At 61.5% G+C, this 18,618-nt stretch carries 16 protein-coding genes; 7 read left to right on the forward strand and 9 right to left on the reverse strand.

Annotated elements, in window-relative coordinates; all coding sequences use genetic code 11:
- Nucleotides 1–7 precede the first annotated feature (7 nt).
- Complete coding sequence (locus F6S08_RS11140) at nt 8–1,537, reverse strand: NCS1 family nucleobase:cation symporter-1 (RefSeq protein ID WP_065924795.1); 1,530 nt, start codon at nt 1,535–1,537, stop codon at nt 8–10.
- Nucleotides 1,538–2,111: 574 nt separating this feature from the next.
- Entirely contained in the window at nt 2,112–2,846 is a 735-nt protein-coding gene (locus F6S08_RS11145; RefSeq protein WP_027603661.1) for a phosphoadenylyl-sulfate reductase, read from the reverse strand.
- Nucleotides 2,847–2,997: 151 nt separating this feature from the next.
- Here F6S08_RS11145 and thrH point away from each other — a divergent pair, with 151 nt between their 5' ends.
- Complete coding sequence (thrH, locus tag F6S08_RS11150; RefSeq protein WP_065924794.1) at nt 2,998–3,615, forward strand: bifunctional phosphoserine phosphatase/homoserine phosphotransferase ThrH; 618 nt, start codon at nt 2,998–3,000, stop codon at nt 3,613–3,615.
- Nucleotides 3,616–3,692: 77 nt separating this feature from the next.
- On the opposite strand, the gene F6S08_RS11155 is transcribed toward thrH, so the two are convergent.
- The 6 genes from F6S08_RS11155 to F6S08_RS11180 all read right to left on the reverse strand — a co-directional run bounded on the left by F6S08_RS11155 (nt 3,693) and on the right by F6S08_RS11180 (nt 9,087).
- The gene (locus F6S08_RS11155) at nt 3,693–4,049 is read right to left on the reverse strand and encodes a type II toxin-antitoxin system HigA family antitoxin (protein ID WP_065924793.1); all 357 of its coding nucleotides are present in this window, start codon (nt 4,047–4,049) and stop codon (nt 3,693–3,695) included.
- Nucleotides 4,049–4,351: a type II toxin-antitoxin system HigB family toxin gene (locus F6S08_RS11160; protein ID WP_065924792.1), complete on the reverse strand. Its 303-nt coding sequence runs from the start codon at nt 4,349–4,351 to the stop codon at nt 4,049–4,051. The genes F6S08_RS11155 and F6S08_RS11160 overlap by 1 nt, the downstream gene beginning before the upstream one ends.
- Nucleotides 4,352–4,580: 229 nt before the next feature.
- Nucleotides 4,581–5,924 carry an aminodeoxychorismate synthase component I gene (gene pabB / locus F6S08_RS11165; RefSeq protein WP_315871587.1) on the reverse strand — a complete coding sequence of 448 codons (1,344 nt, stop codon included), beginning with the start codon at nt 5,922–5,924 and terminating at the stop codon, nt 4,581–4,583.
- Nucleotides 5,925–6,026: 102 nt separating this feature from the next.
- Nucleotides 6,027–7,013: an alpha-L-glutamate ligase-like protein gene (locus tag F6S08_RS11170; protein WP_027603666.1), complete on the reverse strand. Its 987-nt coding sequence runs from the start codon at nt 7,011–7,013 to the stop codon at nt 6,027–6,029.
- A complete protein-coding gene (locus F6S08_RS11175; RefSeq protein ID WP_065924790.1) occupies nt 7,013–8,545 on the reverse strand; it encodes an inactive transglutaminase family protein in 1,533 nt (510 codons plus the stop codon). The genes F6S08_RS11170 and F6S08_RS11175 overlap by 1 nt, the downstream gene beginning before the upstream one ends.
- A 5-nt stretch (nt 8,546–8,550) precedes the next feature.
- Nucleotides 8,551–9,087, reverse strand: a complete 537-nt coding sequence (locus tag F6S08_RS11180; protein WP_065924789.1) for an ATP-dependent zinc protease — start codon at nt 9,085–9,087, stop codon at nt 8,551–8,553.
- 273 nt (nt 9,088–9,360) lie between these two features.
- Here F6S08_RS11180 and F6S08_RS11185 point away from each other — a divergent pair, with 273 nt between their 5' ends.
- From F6S08_RS11185 to prpD, 6 genes are all read left to right on the forward strand, one after another.
- Nucleotides 9,361–10,071, forward strand: coding sequence for a GntR family transcriptional regulator (locus F6S08_RS11185; protein ID WP_027603669.1), 711 nt, complete (start codon nt 9,361–9,363; stop codon nt 10,069–10,071).
- Nucleotides 10,068–10,961: a methylisocitrate lyase gene (gene prpB / locus F6S08_RS11190; RefSeq protein ID WP_027603670.1), complete on the forward strand. Its 894-nt coding sequence runs from the start codon at nt 10,068–10,070 to the stop codon at nt 10,959–10,961. Before F6S08_RS11185 ends, prpB begins: the two co-directional genes overlap by 4 nt.
- A gap of 42 nt (nt 10,962–11,003) precedes the next feature.
- Nucleotides 11,004–12,131, forward strand: coding sequence for a 2-methylcitrate synthase (gene prpC, locus F6S08_RS11195; RefSeq protein ID WP_074847464.1), 1,128 nt, complete (start codon nt 11,004–11,006; stop codon nt 12,129–12,131).
- 148 nt (nt 12,132–12,279) lie between these two features.
- Entirely contained in the window at nt 12,280–14,874 is a 2,595-nt protein-coding gene (gene acnD / locus F6S08_RS11200) for a Fe/S-dependent 2-methylisocitrate dehydratase AcnD (RefSeq protein ID WP_315871588.1), read from the forward strand.
- A gap of 11 nt (nt 14,875–14,885) precedes the next feature.
- Entirely contained in the window at nt 14,886–16,076 is a 1,191-nt protein-coding gene (prpF, locus tag F6S08_RS11205; protein WP_315871589.1) for a 2-methylaconitate cis-trans isomerase PrpF, read from the forward strand.
- A 268-nt stretch (nt 16,077–16,344) separates the two neighbouring features.
- Nucleotides 16,345–17,829, forward strand: coding sequence for a 2-methylcitrate dehydratase (gene prpD, locus F6S08_RS11210; RefSeq protein ID WP_065924786.1), 1,485 nt, complete (start codon nt 16,345–16,347; stop codon nt 17,827–17,829).
- A 58-nt stretch (nt 17,830–17,887) separates the two neighbouring features.
- On the opposite strand, the gene F6S08_RS11215 is transcribed toward prpD, so the two are convergent.
- Nucleotides 17,888–18,616, reverse strand: coding sequence for an alanyl-tRNA editing protein (locus F6S08_RS11215; RefSeq protein WP_027603675.1), 729 nt, complete (start codon nt 18,614–18,616; stop codon nt 17,888–17,890).
- Between the last annotated feature and the right edge of the window lie 2 nt (nt 18,617–18,618).

Here is an 18,618-nt window from a genome sequence, read left to right on the forward strand (position 1 = left end):
TCCTTACTCAGTGACTGACGTTATCGACGGCAATGCTTTCGCCGCTGACATCGGCGTAGAACGGCTGGCGCTTGGCGATCAGCAGGTACAGCAACCCTGCAATACCGGCGCCAAACAACCAGGAAAACGGCGAGACGCTGGCAAATCCCGGCAACAGCGCCAGCAGGATGGCGATCACGGCTGCAGGAATAAACGCCGCCACTGCACGCATATTCACCCCACGGCTGTAGTAATAAACGCCATTCGGGTTTTCGCTATACAGCTGCGGTACGTCCACCTGGCTTTTACGAATCAGCCAGTAATCGACCATGATCACCCCGTACAGCGGCCCCAGCAGCGCGCCCAGGCCGGAGAGGAAATACACGATCACCAGTGGGCTGTTGTAGAGGTTCCACGGCAGGATCAGCACGGCCACGGTGGCGCTGATCAAGCCGGCACGGCGGAAGTTCAGGTATTTGGGTGCCAGGTTGCTCAGCACAAAGGCCGGCGCGACGAAGTTGGCCATGATGTTCACCGCCACGGTCACGATCAGGAACGCCAGGCAGCCCAGCACGAGAAAGAAGGTATTGGGGATGGCTGCAATGATTTCAGTCGGGCTTTCGATCACTCGGCCATTGAGTTGGAATTGCCCGCCGCACAGCAGCACGGTGATGGCGGCAAACACCAGGATATTCACCGGCAGGCCCCAGAAGTTGCCGACGAGGATGGTCTTGCGGCACGGCGAAGAGCGCGCGAAGTCGCAGAAGTTGAGGATCAGCGTGCCATAGATCGCCAGCCACAACGCGCCACCGGCAAAGATATTGCGCCACATCTCGCCGCCGCTCAGCGGTTCGCGGATCGACCAGGCAATGTGGCCGCCGGCCTGGAAGTACATCCAACCGGCCAGCGCCGCCACCGTCAGCAAAATCACCGGCCCGGCGAAGCCTTCATAGCGGCGCACCATCTCCATGCCATAAGCGAGGATCACCAGTTGCACGAACCAGATCGCCACGAAACAGGCCCAACCCAGGGTCGATAGTCCCAGGATCGAGTTGTGGTCATAGTCGGCAAAGCCCGGATGAATCGCCGTCAGCAGTACGCGGAAAACCACCGACGCCAGGTACGTCTGGATACCAAACCAGGCAATCGCTATCACGGCGCGGATCAACGCCGGGATCTGCGCGCCGTGAATGCCGAAACTGATGCGGCTGATCACCGGAAACGGCACGCCGGTCTTCTGGCCCATATACCCCGACAAGTTCATGAAGAAGTACACCAGCGCCGCGCCGATGCCCAGGGACAACAGGATCTGCCAGCCGCCCAGGCCCAGCGCGTAGAGGCCGATGGCGAACGAATAGTTGGCGATGTTGTGCACGTCATTGGTCCAGAGCGCGAAGATGCTGTAGCGCCCCCAGCGTCGGCCTTCGACCTTGGTGGGCGCCAGGTCCTTGTTGTGCAGGCGCGGGCTGAGCACCAGGGGGCCGGGGCTTGCGGCGTCCGGGTTCAGGGTGGAGGAGGGCAGATCCAGTGCGATGTTATTCGAGAGGCTTGTACGCATTCCGGCAGGCTCCGGCACATCTGCCGAGGCGCTGCAGATGGCAAAGTGTATGTAGGTTTTGTATTTATTGTATACAAGGCGTATTTCACCTTAAGCCACATGCGTGCCAGCTTTGGATCTATGAAAGTCCTGGGTAATTTCGTTTTTATAGGTTAGTTAAATAACTGGCTGAATTTGAAGAGATATAAATTGACCGATTGAACAGCTATTTATTTTTGCGTTGTCAGCCTGTGATTCACCAGGCCAACCGAGGGGAGGGGGGAGGTGTTACGTTATGGTGCGGCTGAAGAAAAATTGCACACATAAATGGCACCGATGGTTACATCTATGTGTACATCTCTAACACTCAACCCAAAACAAAATGAGGGAGGGGGCTTGCCCTAATACCAGTCAGTTAAGCGTACATCGCCTCCTGTAGGAGCGAGCTTGCTCGCGAAAAACGTCAACGATAACGCGTGCTTCCTGAATGAACGCGGCGCCTGTGAGTTTTTCGCGAGCAAGCTCGCTCCTACAAAAAGCCTCAACTGACTAGCATCAGGGCAAGCTCCCTCCCACATTTTTTACAGCATCAACTTCAAGCCTTGCTGATGATATTCCCGGCATGCAGCCCGCATTCCTTCTGCGTGGCTTCTTCCCACCACCAGCGTCCTTCGCGCTCGTGCTGGTTCGGCAGCACAGGACGGGTGCACGGCTCACAGCCGATGCTGATAAAGCCGCGCTCATGCAGGCTGTTGTACGGCAGCTCCAGCATGCGGATGTAACCCCAGATCTCCTCGCTGGTCATCTGCGCCAGCGGGTTGAACTTGTACAGGGTACGTTCCGGGGTGGAGAAGGCGGTGTCGATTTCCAGCGCCGCCACCTGGCTGCGGGTGCCGGGGCTCTGGTCGCGGCGTTGGCCGGTGGCCCAGGCGCTGACGCCGGAAAGCTTGCGGCGCAGCGGCTCGATCTTGCGCACGCCGCAGCATTCGCCATGGCCGTCCTTGTAGAAGCTGAACAGGCCTTTCTCCTTGACGAAGGGTTCCAGCTTGCTCTGGTCCGGAGAGATCAGTTCGATGTCGATCTTGTAGAAGTCGCGCACCTGCTCGATAAACCGGTAGGTCTCCGGGTGCAGGCGACCGGTGTCGAGGCTGAACACCTTGACGTTCTTGTTCAGCTTCCAGGCCATGTCCACCAGCACCACATCCTCGGCGCCGCTGAAGGAAATCCACAGGTCATCACCGAACTGGCTGAACGCCAGCTTGAGAATGTCCTGGGCAGACTTGTTGGCATAAGTCGTGGCGAGTTCAACGACGTCGAAGGCTTGGTTCATCAGGACGGTTCCTACAGGTCAATGGCGCTGAGCGCTCTATAGGGGAGCGATGGTATCAAAATCCGCCCTGCGTTGCGGCGGCGGGCTTGAATCGCTAGAGTTCGGCAGTCCTTTTGCTCGCTCAACTAACAACATCTAATGGGAGTGTCTTGTGGAAATTGCCTGTCTCGACCTGGAAGGGGTGCTGGTGCCGGAAATCTGGATCGCCTTCGCCGAAAAAACCGGTATTGAATCCCTGCGGGCCACCACCCGTGACATTCCCGACTACGACGTGCTGATGAAGCAGCGCCTGCGCATCCTCGACGAACACGGGCTCAAGCTCGCCGACATCCAGGAAGTGATCGCCACCCTCAAGCCGCTGGACGGTGCCATCGAGTTCGTCAACTGGCTGCGCGAGCGCTTCCAGGTGGTGATCCTGTCCGACACCTTCTACGAATTCTCCCAGCCGCTGATGCGCCAGCTGGGTTTCCCGACCTTGTTGTGCCACCGTCTCATCACCGACGAAAACGACCGCGTGGTCAGCTACCAACTGCGCCAGAAAGACCCCAAGCGCCAGTCGGTATTGGCGTTCAAGACCCTCTACTACCGCGTGATCGCTGCGGGCGACTCCTACAACGACACCACCATGTTGGGCGAGGCCGACCGCGGGATTCTGTTCCATGCGCCGGACAATGTGATCCGCGAATTCCCACAATTCCCGGCGGTGCATACGTTTGAAGATTTGAAGAAAGAGTTCATCAGGGCGTCGAATCGGCCGTTGAGCCTGTAATTTCTTTCGGTTCGGCTGATGGCCCTATCGGGGGCTTGCTCCCGATGGGGAAAGTAGCGCCACTACCCATGTTTCTGTCAGCTCCCTGCAAGCAACCGCTCATAAGGAATACTCAAGCCTTCATGCAGCCGCTTGATCATCGATAGGCTCAGCTTGCGCTTGTGGTTCAGCACTTCGGATACACGTCCGCTGGTGCCGATAAATGGCTCCAGGTCGCGGGCAGTCATGCCCAGTTGCTCCATGCGAAATTTAATGGCTTCCACCGGATCAGAAGGTGGTATTGGGTAATGTTCGGCTTCGTACTTCTCAATGAGTACTGCAAGAATTTCCAGCTCATCGCCTTCAGTCGAGCCGATGTCCGCTCCCCAGAGCTGCTGTACCCGCGCGAGTGCAGCAGTGAGGTCTTCCTCGGAGTGTATGGGTTTGATGTTCATTACACGGTCTCCGCGTTGATCTGGTCGTACTGCGCATGAGTCCCTACGAACCGTATGAACCCAAGCTGTCGCTGGTAATCGATCGCCATGATCACTCGATATTTGTTGCCGCCCACGTTGAATACAACCCTGCCACCTTTGAGAATGCTCGCGGTCCTGAGCGCTGCCTTGAGTGCTTGTGGCGTCGGGTAAATGGCCTTTTCCATATGCCGATACAATTCAATAAGCGGCGCTTTTGCATCGATATAGGCGGGTTGGTTTTCCCAGAATATTCGTAAGGTCGATAGAGCGATTATCCGCATCGCTGCAACCTCCCAATTTGGGAGATAGTAGATGCGCTTGAGAGGAGATGCAATCTCGGAAGTATTTCCTGACGGGTAGGCAGTCGCTTCATGTGATCCTTCACAGACGGCGGGCGGACGGTTGAAGCCGGACGCTATCCTCCGACGTTCAACTGCGTCTACTGTGGGTCTGATTCAGGTTTTTTCTACTGCTTGGCTCTGCGTCTGAGAGCCAGGAAGGCACTGCGCGCTACAGGTTTTCCAGCGTTTGTAACAACACCTGTACCTTCGTCAGCGACTCCTGGTACTCCGCCTCCCACTGCGAATCCGCCACGATCCCACCGCCGCCCCAGCAACACACCTGGCCATCCTTGACCAGCAAACTGCGGATGGCGATGGAGCTGTCCATCTCGCCGCGCACATCCAGGTACACCAGCGAACCGCAGTACAACCCACGGCGTGTGGGCTCCAGTTCGTCGATGATCTGCATCGCGCGGATCTTCGGCGCGCCGGTGATCGAACCGCCGGGGAAGCTGCCGGCGATCAGGTCGAGGGCGTCTTTGTCGTCGGCCAATGTGCCGGTCACGCTACTGACCAGGTGATGCACGTTGGGGTAGCTTTCCAGGCTGAACAGTTCCGGCACGTTTACCGAGCCAGTGCGGCAGGTGCGGCCGAGGTCGTTGCGCAGCAGGTCGACGATCATCAGGTTCTCGGCGCGGTCCTTGGGGCTGGCCAGCAGTTCGGCGGCATTCGCCGCGTCTTCTTCCGGCGTAAGGCCGCGGGGGCGGGTGCCTTTGATCGGGCGGGTCTCGACGTGGCGCTCGCTGATGCGCACGAAACGCTCCGGCGACAGGCTCAGCACCGCGCCGTCGTCCGGCAGGCTCTGGAACCCGGAAAATGGCGTCGGGCAGGCTTCGCGCAACGCGCAGTAGGCGGCCCAGGGATCGCCCAGGCACGGCGCGCGGAAACGCTGGGCGAAGTTGACCTGGTAGCAGTCGCCCGCCTGGATGTAATCCTGGATCCGCACGATGGCTTGGCGGTAGGCCTCGGCGCTGAGGTCGGGGGCCATCGGGCCCTGGAGTTTGAACGTCGCAGAGGTGTCGACCGCCCCCTGGCTGAACAACGCGATCAGCCGTTGCCGTTCGCTGTCTGCCAGCGAGGGATGAAACACCAGCTGGCTGGCCTGCGCCTGGTGGTCACTGATCAGCGCCCAGGCATACAGCCCGAAGCGCGCGTCCGGCAGGTGCAGGTCATCCACCGCCAGGTGCGGCATGTGTTCCAGGTGCCGGCCGAAGTCGTAGCTCAGGTAGCCGATCAAGCCGCCGGCGAACGGCAACTGCAAACCGGCTGGAATTGCGGCTTCACCCAATCGCGTCAGGTTTTCCCGTAAGCGATGCAGGAAAGCAGCGCCGCTTTCGTCAGGCGCTACCGTCAAGGTTGCTTCGGGCCAGGCGCTGAGCAAATCGTAACGCCCACGCTCGGCCGCCGGGCGGCCGCTGTCGAGCAGGACCGCGCCGGGAGCGTGGCGAATCGCCGCAAAATACTCGGCGGGGTTGGCCCGGTAGGGCAATGGGTGTACGGAGCAGGTCAACATGCGGGGTTGGATCAGCTAATGGCGCGGGAGGAGGGGGATTGTAGTCCCCTGTAGGATTTGCTCCTAGAGGGGATGTCGGGGATAGACAGTTCGAAGACCGGATCAGCCTTCCACGGGCGGAATATGCCCGAACATCTCCTGCACGAACTTCACCCGCTCTTCCGGGGTTTCCGTCACGCCGGCGGCTTTCAGTTCTTCCAGTCGAGCCTCCACCGCATGGGTGCGCAAGGTCAGGCCGCAGTCGTTGGCGATCTGGATATTGAGCCCCGGCCGCGCATTCAGCTCCAGGATCAGCGGGCCCTTTTCCTGGTCGAGCACCATGTCCACGCCGATATACCCCAGCCCGCACAGCTCGTAGCAGCCGGCCGCGAGCTTCATGAACCCGTCCCAGTTGGGCAGTTGCACGCCATCCACCGCGTTGGTGGTGTCGGGGTGTTTGGTGATGATGTTGTTCAGCCAGGTGCCGCGCAGGGTCAGGCCGGTGGCGAGGTCGACGCCCACGCCAATCGCGCCCTGGTGCAGGTTGGCCTTGCCGCCCGACTGGCGGGTGGGCAAGCGCAGCATCGCCATCACCGGGTAGCCCATCAGCACGATGATGCGAATATCCGGCACGCCTTCGTAGCTGATGCTCTTGAAGATCTGATCGGGCACCACGCGGTATTCGATCAGCGCACGGTCGCGGTGGCCACCCAGGGAGTACAGGCCGGTGAGGATGCTGGAAATCTGGTGCTCGATCTCTTCATGGCTGATGATCTTGCCGGACACCGTGCGATAGCGCCCCTCAAAACGGTCCGCCACCACCAGGATGCCGTCGCCGCCGGCGCCCTGGGCCGGCTTGATCACGAAGTCGCTGCGCCCACCGATGATCTCGTCGAGCTTGTCGATTTCCTTCTCGGTGGAGATCACCCCGTACATTTCCGGCACATGGATGCCGGCGGCGATGGCCCGTTCCTTGGTGATGATCTTGTCATCCACGATCGGATACAGGCTGCGCTTGTTGTACTTGAGCACGTAGTCGGCATTGCGCCGGTTGATGCCCATGATCCCCCGCGCTTCCAGGGCCTTCCAGGTCTTCCAGAAGCCGAACATTACGAGTCAGCCTTGAGGAAGGCCTTGAATCGCACCAGCTCGGTCAGGCGGTAGCCGCGATAGCGACCCATTGCCAGCATGAAGCCCACCAGGATCAGCAGGATCGCCGGGAAGGTGAATACGAAATAGATCAGCTCCGGCACGCTCATGATGATGTGCGCCAGGGACGCGGCGAACAGCGTACCAATCGCGACTTTCATGGCATGGCTGGCGCCGCGCTCTTCCCAGGTGATCGACAGGCGTTCGATGGTCATGGTCAAAATCACCATCGGGAACAGCGCCACCGACAGCCCGCGCTCCAGCCCCAGCTTGTGGCTGAACAGGCTGATGGCGGCGATCAGCACCACCACGAAGGTCAGCACCACCGACAACCTCGGCAGCATCTGCAGCTTCAGGTGTTCCAGGTACGACCTGAGGGACAGGCCCAGCGCCGTGATAATCGTGAACAGCACAATCCCGAAGCCCAGCTGCGTCTCTCGGAACGCCAGGGCAATCAGCACCGGGGTAAAGGTGCCCAGGGTCTGCAGGCCGATCAGGTTGCGCAGGATCAGGATCACCAGCACCCCAATCGGGATCATCACCATGATCATGAAGGTCTGCTGGGTTTGCAGCGGCAGGCCGTACAGCGAGTATTCGAGGAAGTTGGCGTCGGTGTTCTCGTCGGTCAGCTTGGCCAGGCGAATCGCGTTCATTTCGCTGTTGTTCAGGCTGAAGGTGACCATGGCTTTCTTGCCGCCATCGACGGTGATCAGGTTTTCATCGCCGGTCCACCACAGCAGGCGGTCGGCGGGCAGGCCCGGTTCGCCGGTTTCCGGGTTGAAGTACAGCCAGTCGTTGCCATTGAAGCTACGCAGCCACAGCTCCGGGGTTTGCGGCTGGTCGGCCACCAGGCGGATGGTGTGGACCTTTTCCACCGGCACGTGGGCAATGGACAGCAGCAGCTCGACGATCTTGGCCTTGTGCGGCGTCGACGGGTCGCCGGCCAGCAACAGCTTCACGTTGTCGTCGTTGAGGTTGTTGGTGCGCTTGATGGCTTCGGTGATGAAGGTCTCGACGTCGGCCGAATGCTGGCGGATCGGCGCCAGCAGGGCTTCGGCGGCGATTTTTTCCGGGCCTTCCACGGCAATGCTGTCGCGGAAGGTCGGGCCCTTGATCTTGGTTTTTTCGCCGCTGTAGCGCTTGGTCAGCACCAGGCGGTAATACAGGGTCTGGTTGCCCTTGGCGCGGCGTGCCGACCAGGTGACCTTACGGTTGCCGTCGATGCGGTTGACGCTCACCCCGTAGTTATTCGAGATAAAGCTCTCATTAAGGCTGACGAAGTCGCGGCTCAAGGGCGGCACGAACATCTGGATCTTCACCGGGTCCTTGGGGTTGGCGACGAACTCGACCTTGGCGTCGATGTTCCACAGGTCGTCGGTGGCGTCCTCGGTGACGGGAATGCCCAGCACGAAGATCTGGTAGGCGGTGACCGAAATACCCAACACCACCAGGATGGCGATCAGGATTCTCAGGTGCAGGGTTAGAGCGCGCATTCGGTTTACTCGGCGGTATGAGCGTCGGCGGCGCAGGCGGGTTTGCCTGCTGCGTATTTAAGACTGGGGTCGACCAGCGCATCAAAGCGTTTGAGCGCTTCGGAGCCGATCAGCAGCGGGTATTGGAAAGCGCTGCGGTCAGTCAAGTTCACTTCGATGCTGCGTAAAGCGGTGCCCATGCAGATATCCAGGGCAATCACAGGACGGGCGGTGTAGTTCTTGTCCTCATCGGGGTCGTAGTCGCCGGCGCGCCGCTTGATCTTGCTGACGCGGGCCAGGGGGCGTTCGATGGGATGGGAATGGGCGGTGTCGATGGCCAGGTAGAAGCGCACCCAGGATTCGCCGTTGCGCTTGAAACGCTTGATGTCACGGGCGCTGAGGGAGGCGGTCTTGGCGCCGGTGTCGAGCTTGGCGGCTACTTCCAGGTCGATGCCGGCCAATTGCGCGTATTCATTGAGGCCATACACGGTCTTCTCGGCGGCAGCGCCAAGGCTCGGCATGGACAATAGGCAAAACAACAGGGGGAAGGGCTTGAGTCTCATAGATCCTGAGGCGGTGCAGTGCGATGTTCAATTCAAGGCGACTGGCATTGCTGCGCAAGCTCCCTTCGTGCGCCGTTTCATCAAGTGATGTCAGGCAAATGCGGCGGGCATTCTAACATGATGCTTTTCTGGCGCCAGCGCTGGCAGCCGGCCATGCCCTGAGCGAGTGCAGCCCGGATTATTAGACGATTGTCGACAATATCGATTTATTCTTTGACTGGTAGCGGTTTATTGGCTAGTTTTTGCCACATTGCTTTCCAAGGTGTCGACAATATGCTGGGTCAATCAGAAGCTCCGATAATGGCGTCGGACGAATCCCAAACGATGTCCGAGAACGTCTTCCGACGCATCCAGGCCGCCATCGTCAAGGGTGAGATCGCTCCCGGCAGCAAGATTTCCGAGCCGGAACTGGCCCGCACCTACGGCATCAGCCGTGGCCCGCTGCGCGAGGCGATCCACCGCCTCGAAGGCCAGCGCCTGCTGGTGCGCGTGCCCCATGTGGGCGCCCGGGTCGTGTCCTTGAGCCACGCCGAGCTGGTTGAACTGTATGAAATCCGCGAGTCCCTGGAAGGCATGGCCTGTCGCCTGGCCGCCGAGCGCATGACCGACGCGGAAATCGAAGAATTGCGCCAGGTGTTGCACACCCACGAGCGCGACGCCGCGTTCCAGGCGGGTGTCGGCTACTACCAGCAGGAAGGCGACTTCGATTTTCATTACCGGATCATTCAAGGTGCGGGCAACCGCACGCTCACCCAGATGCTCTGCGGCGAGCTGTACCAGCTGGTGCGCATGTACCGCATCCAGTTCTCCGCCACCCCCAATCGTCCACGCCAGGCCTTTGCCGAGCATCACCGCATTCTTGATGCGATTGCCGATCGCGACGGTGAACTGGCCGAGTTGTTGATGCGCCGGCATATCGGTGCTTCCAAACGCAATATTGCCCGTCATTTCCCAGGCGGCGCCCCTGATAGAGGTGAGTCATGAGTTCTAACAACAAAAGCACACCCGGCCAGCGTTTCCGTGACGCGGTCGCCAGCGAGCACCCCTTGCAGGTGGTCGGTGCGATCAACGCCAACCATGCGCTGCTGGCCAAGCGCGCCGGCTTCAAGGCGATCTACCTGTCGGGTGGCGGCGTGGCGGCCGGTTCCCTCGGCGTGCCGGACCTGGGCATCACCGGCCTGGATGACGTACTCACCGACGTGCGCCGTATCACCGACGTCTGTGACCTGCCGCTGCTGGTGGACGTGGACACCGGCTTCGGCTCCTCGGCGTTCAACGTCGCGCGCACGGTCAAATCAATGATCAAGTTCGGCGCCGCCGCCATCCATATCGAAGACCAGGTCGGCGCCAAGCGCTGCGGCCATCGTCCTAACAAAGAGATCGTGTCCCAGCAGGAAATGGTCGACCGCATCAAGGCCGCCGTGGACGCGCGCACCGATGATAGCTTCGTGATCATGGCGCGCACCGACGCGTTGGCCGTGGAAGGCCTGGAGTCTGCCCTGGAGCGTGCCGCCGCCTGCATCGAGGCCGGCGCCGACATGGTGTTCCCGGAAGCCATCACTGAACTGGAAATGTACAAACTGTTCGCCGCCCGTGTGAAGGCGCCGATCCTGGCCAACATCACCGAGTTCGGCGCGACGCCGCTGTACACCACCGAACAGTTGAAATCTGCCGATGTTTCCATCGTGCTGTACCCGCTGTCGGCCTTCCGCGCCATGAACAAGGCAGCCGAGAACGTCTACACCGCGATCCGTCGCGACGGCACTCAACAGAACGTGATCGACACCATGCAAACCCGCATGGAGCTTTACGATCGCATCGACTACCACACCTTCGAGCAGAAGCTTGACGCGCTGTTCGCCGCGAAAAAGTGACGAACACGCCTCCCTGAATAACGACAAAATTGGAGAAAAACCATGGCTGAAGCAAAAGTACTGAGTGGTGCCGGCCTGCGTGGCCAGGTCGCCGGGCAGACCGCACTGTCCACCGTGGGCCAGGCTGGTGCCGGCTTGACATACCGTGGCTACGACGTGCGCGAACTGGCTGCCGATGCACAGTTTGAAGAGGTCGCTTATCTGCTGCTGTACGGCGAACTGCCGACCCAGGCCGAACTGGCCGCCTACAGCGCCAGGCTGAGCACGCTGCGTGACCTGCCGCAAGCGCTGAAAGAAGTGCTCGAACGCATCCCCGCCGACGCCCACCCGATGGACGTGATGCGCACCGGTTGCTCCTTCCTCGGCAATATCGAGCCGGAAAAAGACTTCAGCGTGCAACGCGACGTGACCGACCGCCTGCTCGCCGCGTTCCCGGCGATCATGTGCTACTGGTACCGCTTCAGCCATGACGGCAAGCGCATCGACTGCGTGACCGACGAGCCAAGCATCGGCGGCCATTTCCTGCACCTGCTGCACGGCAAGAAGCCGAGCGAACTGCATGAAAAAGTCATGAACGTGTCGTTGATCCTCTACGCCGAGCACGAGTTCAACGCCTCGACCTTCACCGCGCGGGTGTGTGCCTCGACCCTGTCCGACCTGTATTCCTGCGTCACCGCCGCCATCGGCTCCCTGCGCGGCCCGCTGCACGGCGGCGCCAACGAAGCGGCGATGGAAATGATCGAGCGTTTCGGTTCGGCAGAGGAAGCCGTCGAAGGCACCCTCGGCATGCTGGCTCGCAAGGACAAGATCATGGGCTTCGGCCACGCGATCTACAAAGACAACGACCCGCGTAATGAAGTGATCAAGGGCTGGTCGAAAAAGCTCGCCGACGAAGTGGGCGACACCGTGCTGTTCCCGGTCTCCGAAGCCATCGACAAGACCATGTGGGAGCAGAAGAAACTGTTCCCCAACGCCGATTTCTACCATGCCTCGGCGTACCACTTCATGGGCATCCCGACCAAGCTGTTCACGCCGATCTTCGTCTGCTCGCGGCTTACCGGCTGGGCCGCGCATGTGTTCGAACAGCGCGCCAACAATCGCATCATCCGTCCAAGCGCCGAGTACATCGGCGTTGAACAGCGCAAGTTCGTGCCAATCGAACGTCGCTGAAGACCGACGATCCCTGGACTGGAATGAGGTCAAAGTGTGGGAGGGGGCAAGTCGAATCGTCGCACCGCCCCTCCCACATTTGGATCGCATTTCAATTCCGGATCGGCCCAGGTCTTCCTTTTGCAATCACCGTGACCGAGTCCTGACGATGAACACTGAATTTCGCAAACCGCTCCCCGGCAGCCGCCTGGATTACTTCGACGCCCGCGCGGCCGTCGATGCAATCAGCCCCGGCGCCTACGCCACGTTGCCCTACACCTCTCGTGTGCTCGCCGAGAACCTGGTGCGCCGCTGCGACCCGGCCACCCTCAATGCATCCCTGAGCCAGCTGATCGAGCGCAAACGCGACCTCGACTTCCCCTGGTTTCCGGCCCGCGTGGTGTGCCACGACATTCTCGGCCAGACCGCCCTGGTCGACCTCGCCGGCCTGCGTGATGCCATCGCCCTGCAAGGCGGCGACCCGGCCCAGGTCAACCCGGTGGTCCCCACCCAGTTGATCGTCGATCACTCCCTGGCTGTCGAAGCCGGTGGTTTCGACCCGGACGCGTTCGAGAAAAACCGCGCCATCGAAGACCGTCGCAACGAAGACCGCTTCCACTTTATCGAGTGGACCAAAAAGGCCTTCAAGAACGTCGACGTGATCCCGCCGGGCAACGGCATCATGCACCAGATCAACCTGGAGAAAATGTCCCCGGTGGTCCAGGTGCGTGACGGTGTGGCCTTCCCGGATACCTGCGTCGGCACCGACAGCCATACCCCCCACGTCGATGCGTTGGGCGTGATCGCCATTGGTGTCGGCGGCCTTGAAGCCGAAAGCGTCATGCTTGGCCGCGCCTCGTGGATGCGCCTGCCGGAAAGCGTCGGTGTCGAATTGACCGGCCAGCTGCTGCCGGGCATCACCGCCACCGATATGGTGCTGGCCCTGACCGAGTTTCTGCGCCAACAGAAAGTGGTCGGCGCCTGGCTCGAATTCTTCGGTGAAGGCGCGTCCAAACTGACCCTCGGCGACCGCGCGACTATCTCCAACATGGCCCCGGAATACGGCGCCACGGCGGCCATGTTTTATATCGACCAGCAGACCATCGCCTACCTGAAACTCACCGGCCGCGAAGACGAGCAAGTCGCCCTGGTCGAGCAGTACGCCCGCCATACCGGCCTGTGGGCGGATGACCTTAAAGGTGCGCAATATGAGCGTGGCCTCACCTTCGACCTGTCCAGTGTGGTGCGCAACATGGCTGGCCCGAGCAACCCGCACGCCCGCGTCGCCACCCGCGACCTGGCCGCCAAGGGCATCTCCGGCCAGTGGGATGAAGTGCCGGGGCAAATGCCCGACGGCGCGGTGATCATCGCCGCCATCACCAGTTGCACCAACACCAGTAACCCGCGCAACGTGATCGCCGCCGGGCTGCTGGCGCGCAACGCCAACAGGCTTGGGTTGACGCGCAAGCCGTGGGTCAAGTCGTCCCTGGCACCGGGTTCGAAAACCGTGGCCATGTACCTGGAAGAAGCCGGCCTGGGTCATGAGTTGGAAAAGCTCGGCTTTGGCGTGGTGGCGTTTGCCTGCACCACCTGCAACGGTATGTCCGGCGCGCTCGACCCGGTGATCCAGCAAGAGATCATCGACCGCGACCTGTACGCCACCGCCGTGCTCTCGGGTAACCGCAACTTCGACGGGCGTATCCACCCGTACGCCAAGCAGGCGTTCCTGGCTTCGCCGCCGCTGGTGGTGGCCTATGCGATTGCCGGCACCATCCGTTTCGACATCGAGAAGGACGTGCTCGGCCTGGACGCCGACGGCAAGGAAATCCGCCTGCAGGACATCTGGCCGAGCGACGAAGAGATCGACGCGGTGGTCAAGGCCTCGGTCAAGCCGGAGCAGTTTCGCGCGGTGTATATCCCGATGTTCGCGATCCACGAAGACACCGGCCCGAAAGTTGCGCCGCTGTACGACTGGCGCCCGCAGAGCACCTATATCCGCCGCCCACCGTACTGGGAAGGCGCGCTGGCCGGTGCGCGGCCGCTCAAGGGCATGCGCCCGCTGGCGGTGCTGCCGGACAACATCACCACCGATCACCTGTCGCCGTCCAACGCGATCATGCTCGACAGCGCCGCCGGCGAATACCTGGCGAAAATGGGCCTGCCGGAAGTCGACTTCAACTCCTACGCCACCCACCGTGGCGACCACCTGACCGCCCAGCGCGCGACGTTCGCCAACCCGAAACTGTTCAACGAAATGGTGCGGGAGAACGGCAAGGTCAAGCAGGGCTCCCTGGCGCGGATCGAGCCGGAAGGCCAGGTCACGCGGATGTGGGAAGCCATCGAAACCTACATGGAGCGCAAGCAGCCGCTGATCATCATTGCCGGCGCCGACTACGGCCAGGGCTCGTCCCGCGACTGGGCCGCCAAGGGCGTGCGCCTGGCGGGTGTGGAAGCGATTGCGGCCGAGGGTTTCGAGCGCATCCACCGCACCAACCTGGTGGGCATGGGCGTGCTGCCCCTGGAGTTCCTGCCCGGCACCGACCGTCACACCTTGCAGATTGATGGCAGCGAAACCTACGACGTGATCGGCCAACGCACCCCGCGTGCGCAGTTGACGCTGGTGATCAATCGCAAGGATGGCGAACGTGTCGAGGTGCCGGTGACGTGCCGCCTGGACACCGCCGAAGAAGTGTCGATCTACGAGGCGGGCGGCGTGTTGCAACGTTTTGCCCAGGATTTCCTGGAATCGGCGATCACCGCCTGAAGAGGATGACCATGGCACACGCAGCGCAAATCAAGATCCCCGCCACCTATATGCGTGGCGGCACCAGCAAGGGCGTATTTTTCCGCCTCCAGGACCTGCCCGAGTCGGCGCAGGTGCCGGGAGCGGCGCGGGATGCCTTGCTGCTACGGGTGATCGGCAGCCCCGATCCCTACGACAAGCAAATCGACGGCATGGGCGGCGCCACATCGAGCACCAGCAAAACCGTGATCCTCGCCAAAAGCACCCGCGCCGATCATGACGTCGACTATCTGTTTGGCCAGGTCTCCATCGACAAGCCCTTTGTCGACTGGAGTGGCAACTGCGGCAACCTGTCGGCGGCGGTGGGTTCGTTCGCCATCAGCGCCGGGCTGGTCGATGCGGCCCGCGTGCCCCATAGCGGCGTGGCCGTGGTGCGGGTGTGGCAGGCCAATATCGGCAAGACCATCATCGCCCACGTGCCGATCACCGACGGGGCGGTGCAGGAAACCGGCGACTTCGAGCTGGACGGCGTGACCTTCCCGGCGGCCGAAGTGCAGCTGGAATTCATGGACCCGGCGGCGGAAGAAGAGGGCGGCGGCGGCTCGATGTTCCCCACCGGCAACCTGGTCGACGACCTGGAAGTGCCCGGCGTCGGCACCTTCAAGGCCACGCTGATCAATGCCGGCATCCCGACGATTTTCATCAACGCCGAAGACCTCGGCTACACCGGCACCGAGCTGCAAGGCGCGATCAACAGCGACCCCAAGGCCCTGGCGATGTTCGAGACCGTACGGGCCTATGGCGCGTTGCGCATGGGGCTGATCAAGCACCTCGACGAAGCGGCCCAGCGCCAGCACACGCCGAAGGTGGCGTTTGTGGCCAAGCCTGCCGACTACGTAGCGTCCAGTGGCAAGGCGATCAAGGCCGGCGATGTGGATTTGCTGGTGCGCGCCCTCTCCATGGGCAAGCTGCACCACGCGATGATGGGCACGGCGGCGGTGGCGATCGGCACGGCGGCGGCGATTTCGGGGACCTTGGTCAACCTCGCAGCGGGCGGTATTGAACGTAATGCCGTGCGCTTCGGGCATCCCTCCGGCACCTTGCGCGTGGGGGCTGAAGCCACCCAGTTGAACGGTGAATGGGTGGTGAAGAAAGCCATCATGAGCCGCAGTGCACGGGTGTTGATGGAAGGTTTCGTCCGCGTACCCGGCGACGCCTTCTAAAACCCTGCACAGATCCAATGTGGGAGGAGGCTTTTTGTAGGAGCGAGCTTGCTCGCGAAAAACTCACAGGCGCCGCGTTCATTCAGGAAGCACGCGTTATCGTTGACGTTTTTCGTGAGCAAGCTCGCTCCTACAGGAGGCGATGTGAACTGGCATTAGGGTAAGCCCCTCCCACAGAGGATTTCTATTCCTAAAGGCAGGCATCCAAGATCTGCTTCCAGTAACCGTTAGCCCGAGGATTGACCCCACCCATTTTTGGAGATCTGCCATGAGCACCAACGTCGACCAGAACAACCGCCCCGACTACGACCAGGTTTTGCAGGACATCGCCGACTATGTCCTCAACTACCGGATCGAGTCCCAGGCCGCCTTGGACACCGCCCGCAACTGCCTGATGGACACCCTCGGTTGCGGCCTGCTGGCCCTGCGTTTTCCCGAGTGCACCAAGCACCTGGGGCCGATGGTTGAAGGCACGGTGGTACCGTTTGGCGCGCGGGTGCCGGGCACCTCGTTTCGCCTGGACCCGGTCAAGGCGGCCTGGGACATTGGCTGCATCGTGCGCTGGCTCGACTACAACGACACTTGGCTCGCCGCCGAGTGGGGGCATCCCTCGGATAACCTCGGCGGCATCCTTGCCGTGGCGGATCACCTGTCGCAACAGCGCGTGGCCAATGGCGACGCACCGCTGACCGTGCGCGCGGTGCTGGATGCGATGATCATGGCCCACGAAATCCAGGGTGTGATTGCCCTGGAAAACTCGTTCAACCGTGTCGGCCTCGACCATGTGCTGTTGGTGAAAGTCGCCTCCACGGCGGTCACCGCCCAGCTGATGGGCGCCAACCGCGAACAGCTGCTGTCGGCACTGTCTCACGCCTTCGTCGATGGCCAGGCCTTGCGCACTTACCGGCATGCGCCGAATGCCGGCTCGCGCAAATCCTGGGCGGCGGGGGATGCGTCGAGTCGCGGCGTACGCCTGGCGGACATCGCCCTGCGCGGCGAAATGGGCATCCCCGGTGTGCTGAGCGCGCCGCAATGGGGCTTCTACGACGTGCTGTTCAGCCACACCAACAAAGACCTGGCGCTCAAGCCCGAGGACAAGCGTGCGTTCAGCCTGTCCCAGCCGTATGGCACCTACGTGATGGAAAACGTGCTGTTCAAGATCAGCTTCCCCGCCGAGTTCCACGCGCAGACCGCCTGTGAAGCCGCGGTGACCTTGCATCCGTTGGTCAAGGATCGCCTGCACGACGTCGAGCGCATCGTGATCACCACCCATGAGTCGGCGATTCGCATCATCTCCAAGGTCGGGCCACTGGCCAACGCCGCCGACCGCGACCATTGCCTGCAATACATGACCGCCGTGCCCCTGGCATTCGGCAATCTGGTGGCCGAGCACTACGAGGATGCATTCCACGCCGCTCACCCGATCATTGATCAGTTGCGCGACAAGATGGTTATCGTCGAAGACCCACGCTACAGCCGTGAATACCTGGAAGCCGACAAGCGTTCCATCGCCAATGCCGTGCAGGTGTTCTTCAAGGATGGCTCCAGCACCGAGCAAGTGGCGGTGGAATACCCGATCGGCCATCGCCGTCGTCGAGTGGAGGGCATTGCGTTGCTGGAAGACAAGTTCAAGGCCAACCTGGCCACGCGCTTTACCGCCCAGCGCAGTGCCGAGATCTTTGCGTTGTGCACGGACCAGGCTAAGCTCGAGGCCACGCCGGTCAACCGCTTCGTGGACCTGTTCGTCATCTAGCAGGCGCCGCAAAAGCAAAAATGTGGGAGAGGCAAGCCCCCTCCCACAGTTGTTGCGTTCACTCAAACCGCAGGATCACCCGGCGGTTGTGCTTGCTCTTCTTCTCGATCTTCTCGCAGAACACCCGGCCGATTTCCTCGGTGTTGAGCACATGGGTACCGCCGCACGGCTGGATATCGATCCCGCCGATTTCAATCACCCGTACCGAGCCCTGGATCACCGGCGGCGCAACCGCCTGGGTGCGGGTGATCTGCAGCAGGGTGGCGTACTCCGAAGCCGGCATCGACAGGGTCTTCACCTCGTGGGCCTGTTCGATCAGCGCATTGAGGTCACGGGTGATGCTGTCCTTGTCGAGGGTCATTTCCGGCAGGTCGAAATCCAGGCGGCCTTTGTCGGCACTGATGCTGCAACCGGTCACCGGTGCGTCGATGAGCGAGCACAGCAGGTGCAGGCAGGTGTGCATTTTCATGTGCTGGTAGCGCCGCTCCCAATCCAGACCGGCGTCCACCAGCACGCCGGCGATCAACTGCTCCGGGCAGTGTTCCACCTGGTGCCAGATGATCGAACGCAGCACCGGGTCGCGCACCGTGCCGGTCACGTCGACCCGGGTACCGTCCGCCAGGGTCAGGTGGCCGGTATCGCCGGGTTGGCCGCCGCCGGTGGGGTAGAACAGGGTGTGCTCCAGGGCGATGCCGTGTTCGCTGACGGCAATCACCCGGGCGCTGAATGCGTTCTGGTAGGGCGCGCTGTCAAACAGCGCCAGGGTTTCCATGGTGTGCACGGACATGT

Source organism: Pseudomonas sp. JV449 (genome assembly GCF_032424295.1).
In the GTDB taxonomy this organism is placed as follows: domain Bacteria; phylum Pseudomonadota; class Gammaproteobacteria; order Pseudomonadales; family Pseudomonadaceae; genus Aquipseudomonas; species Aquipseudomonas marginalis.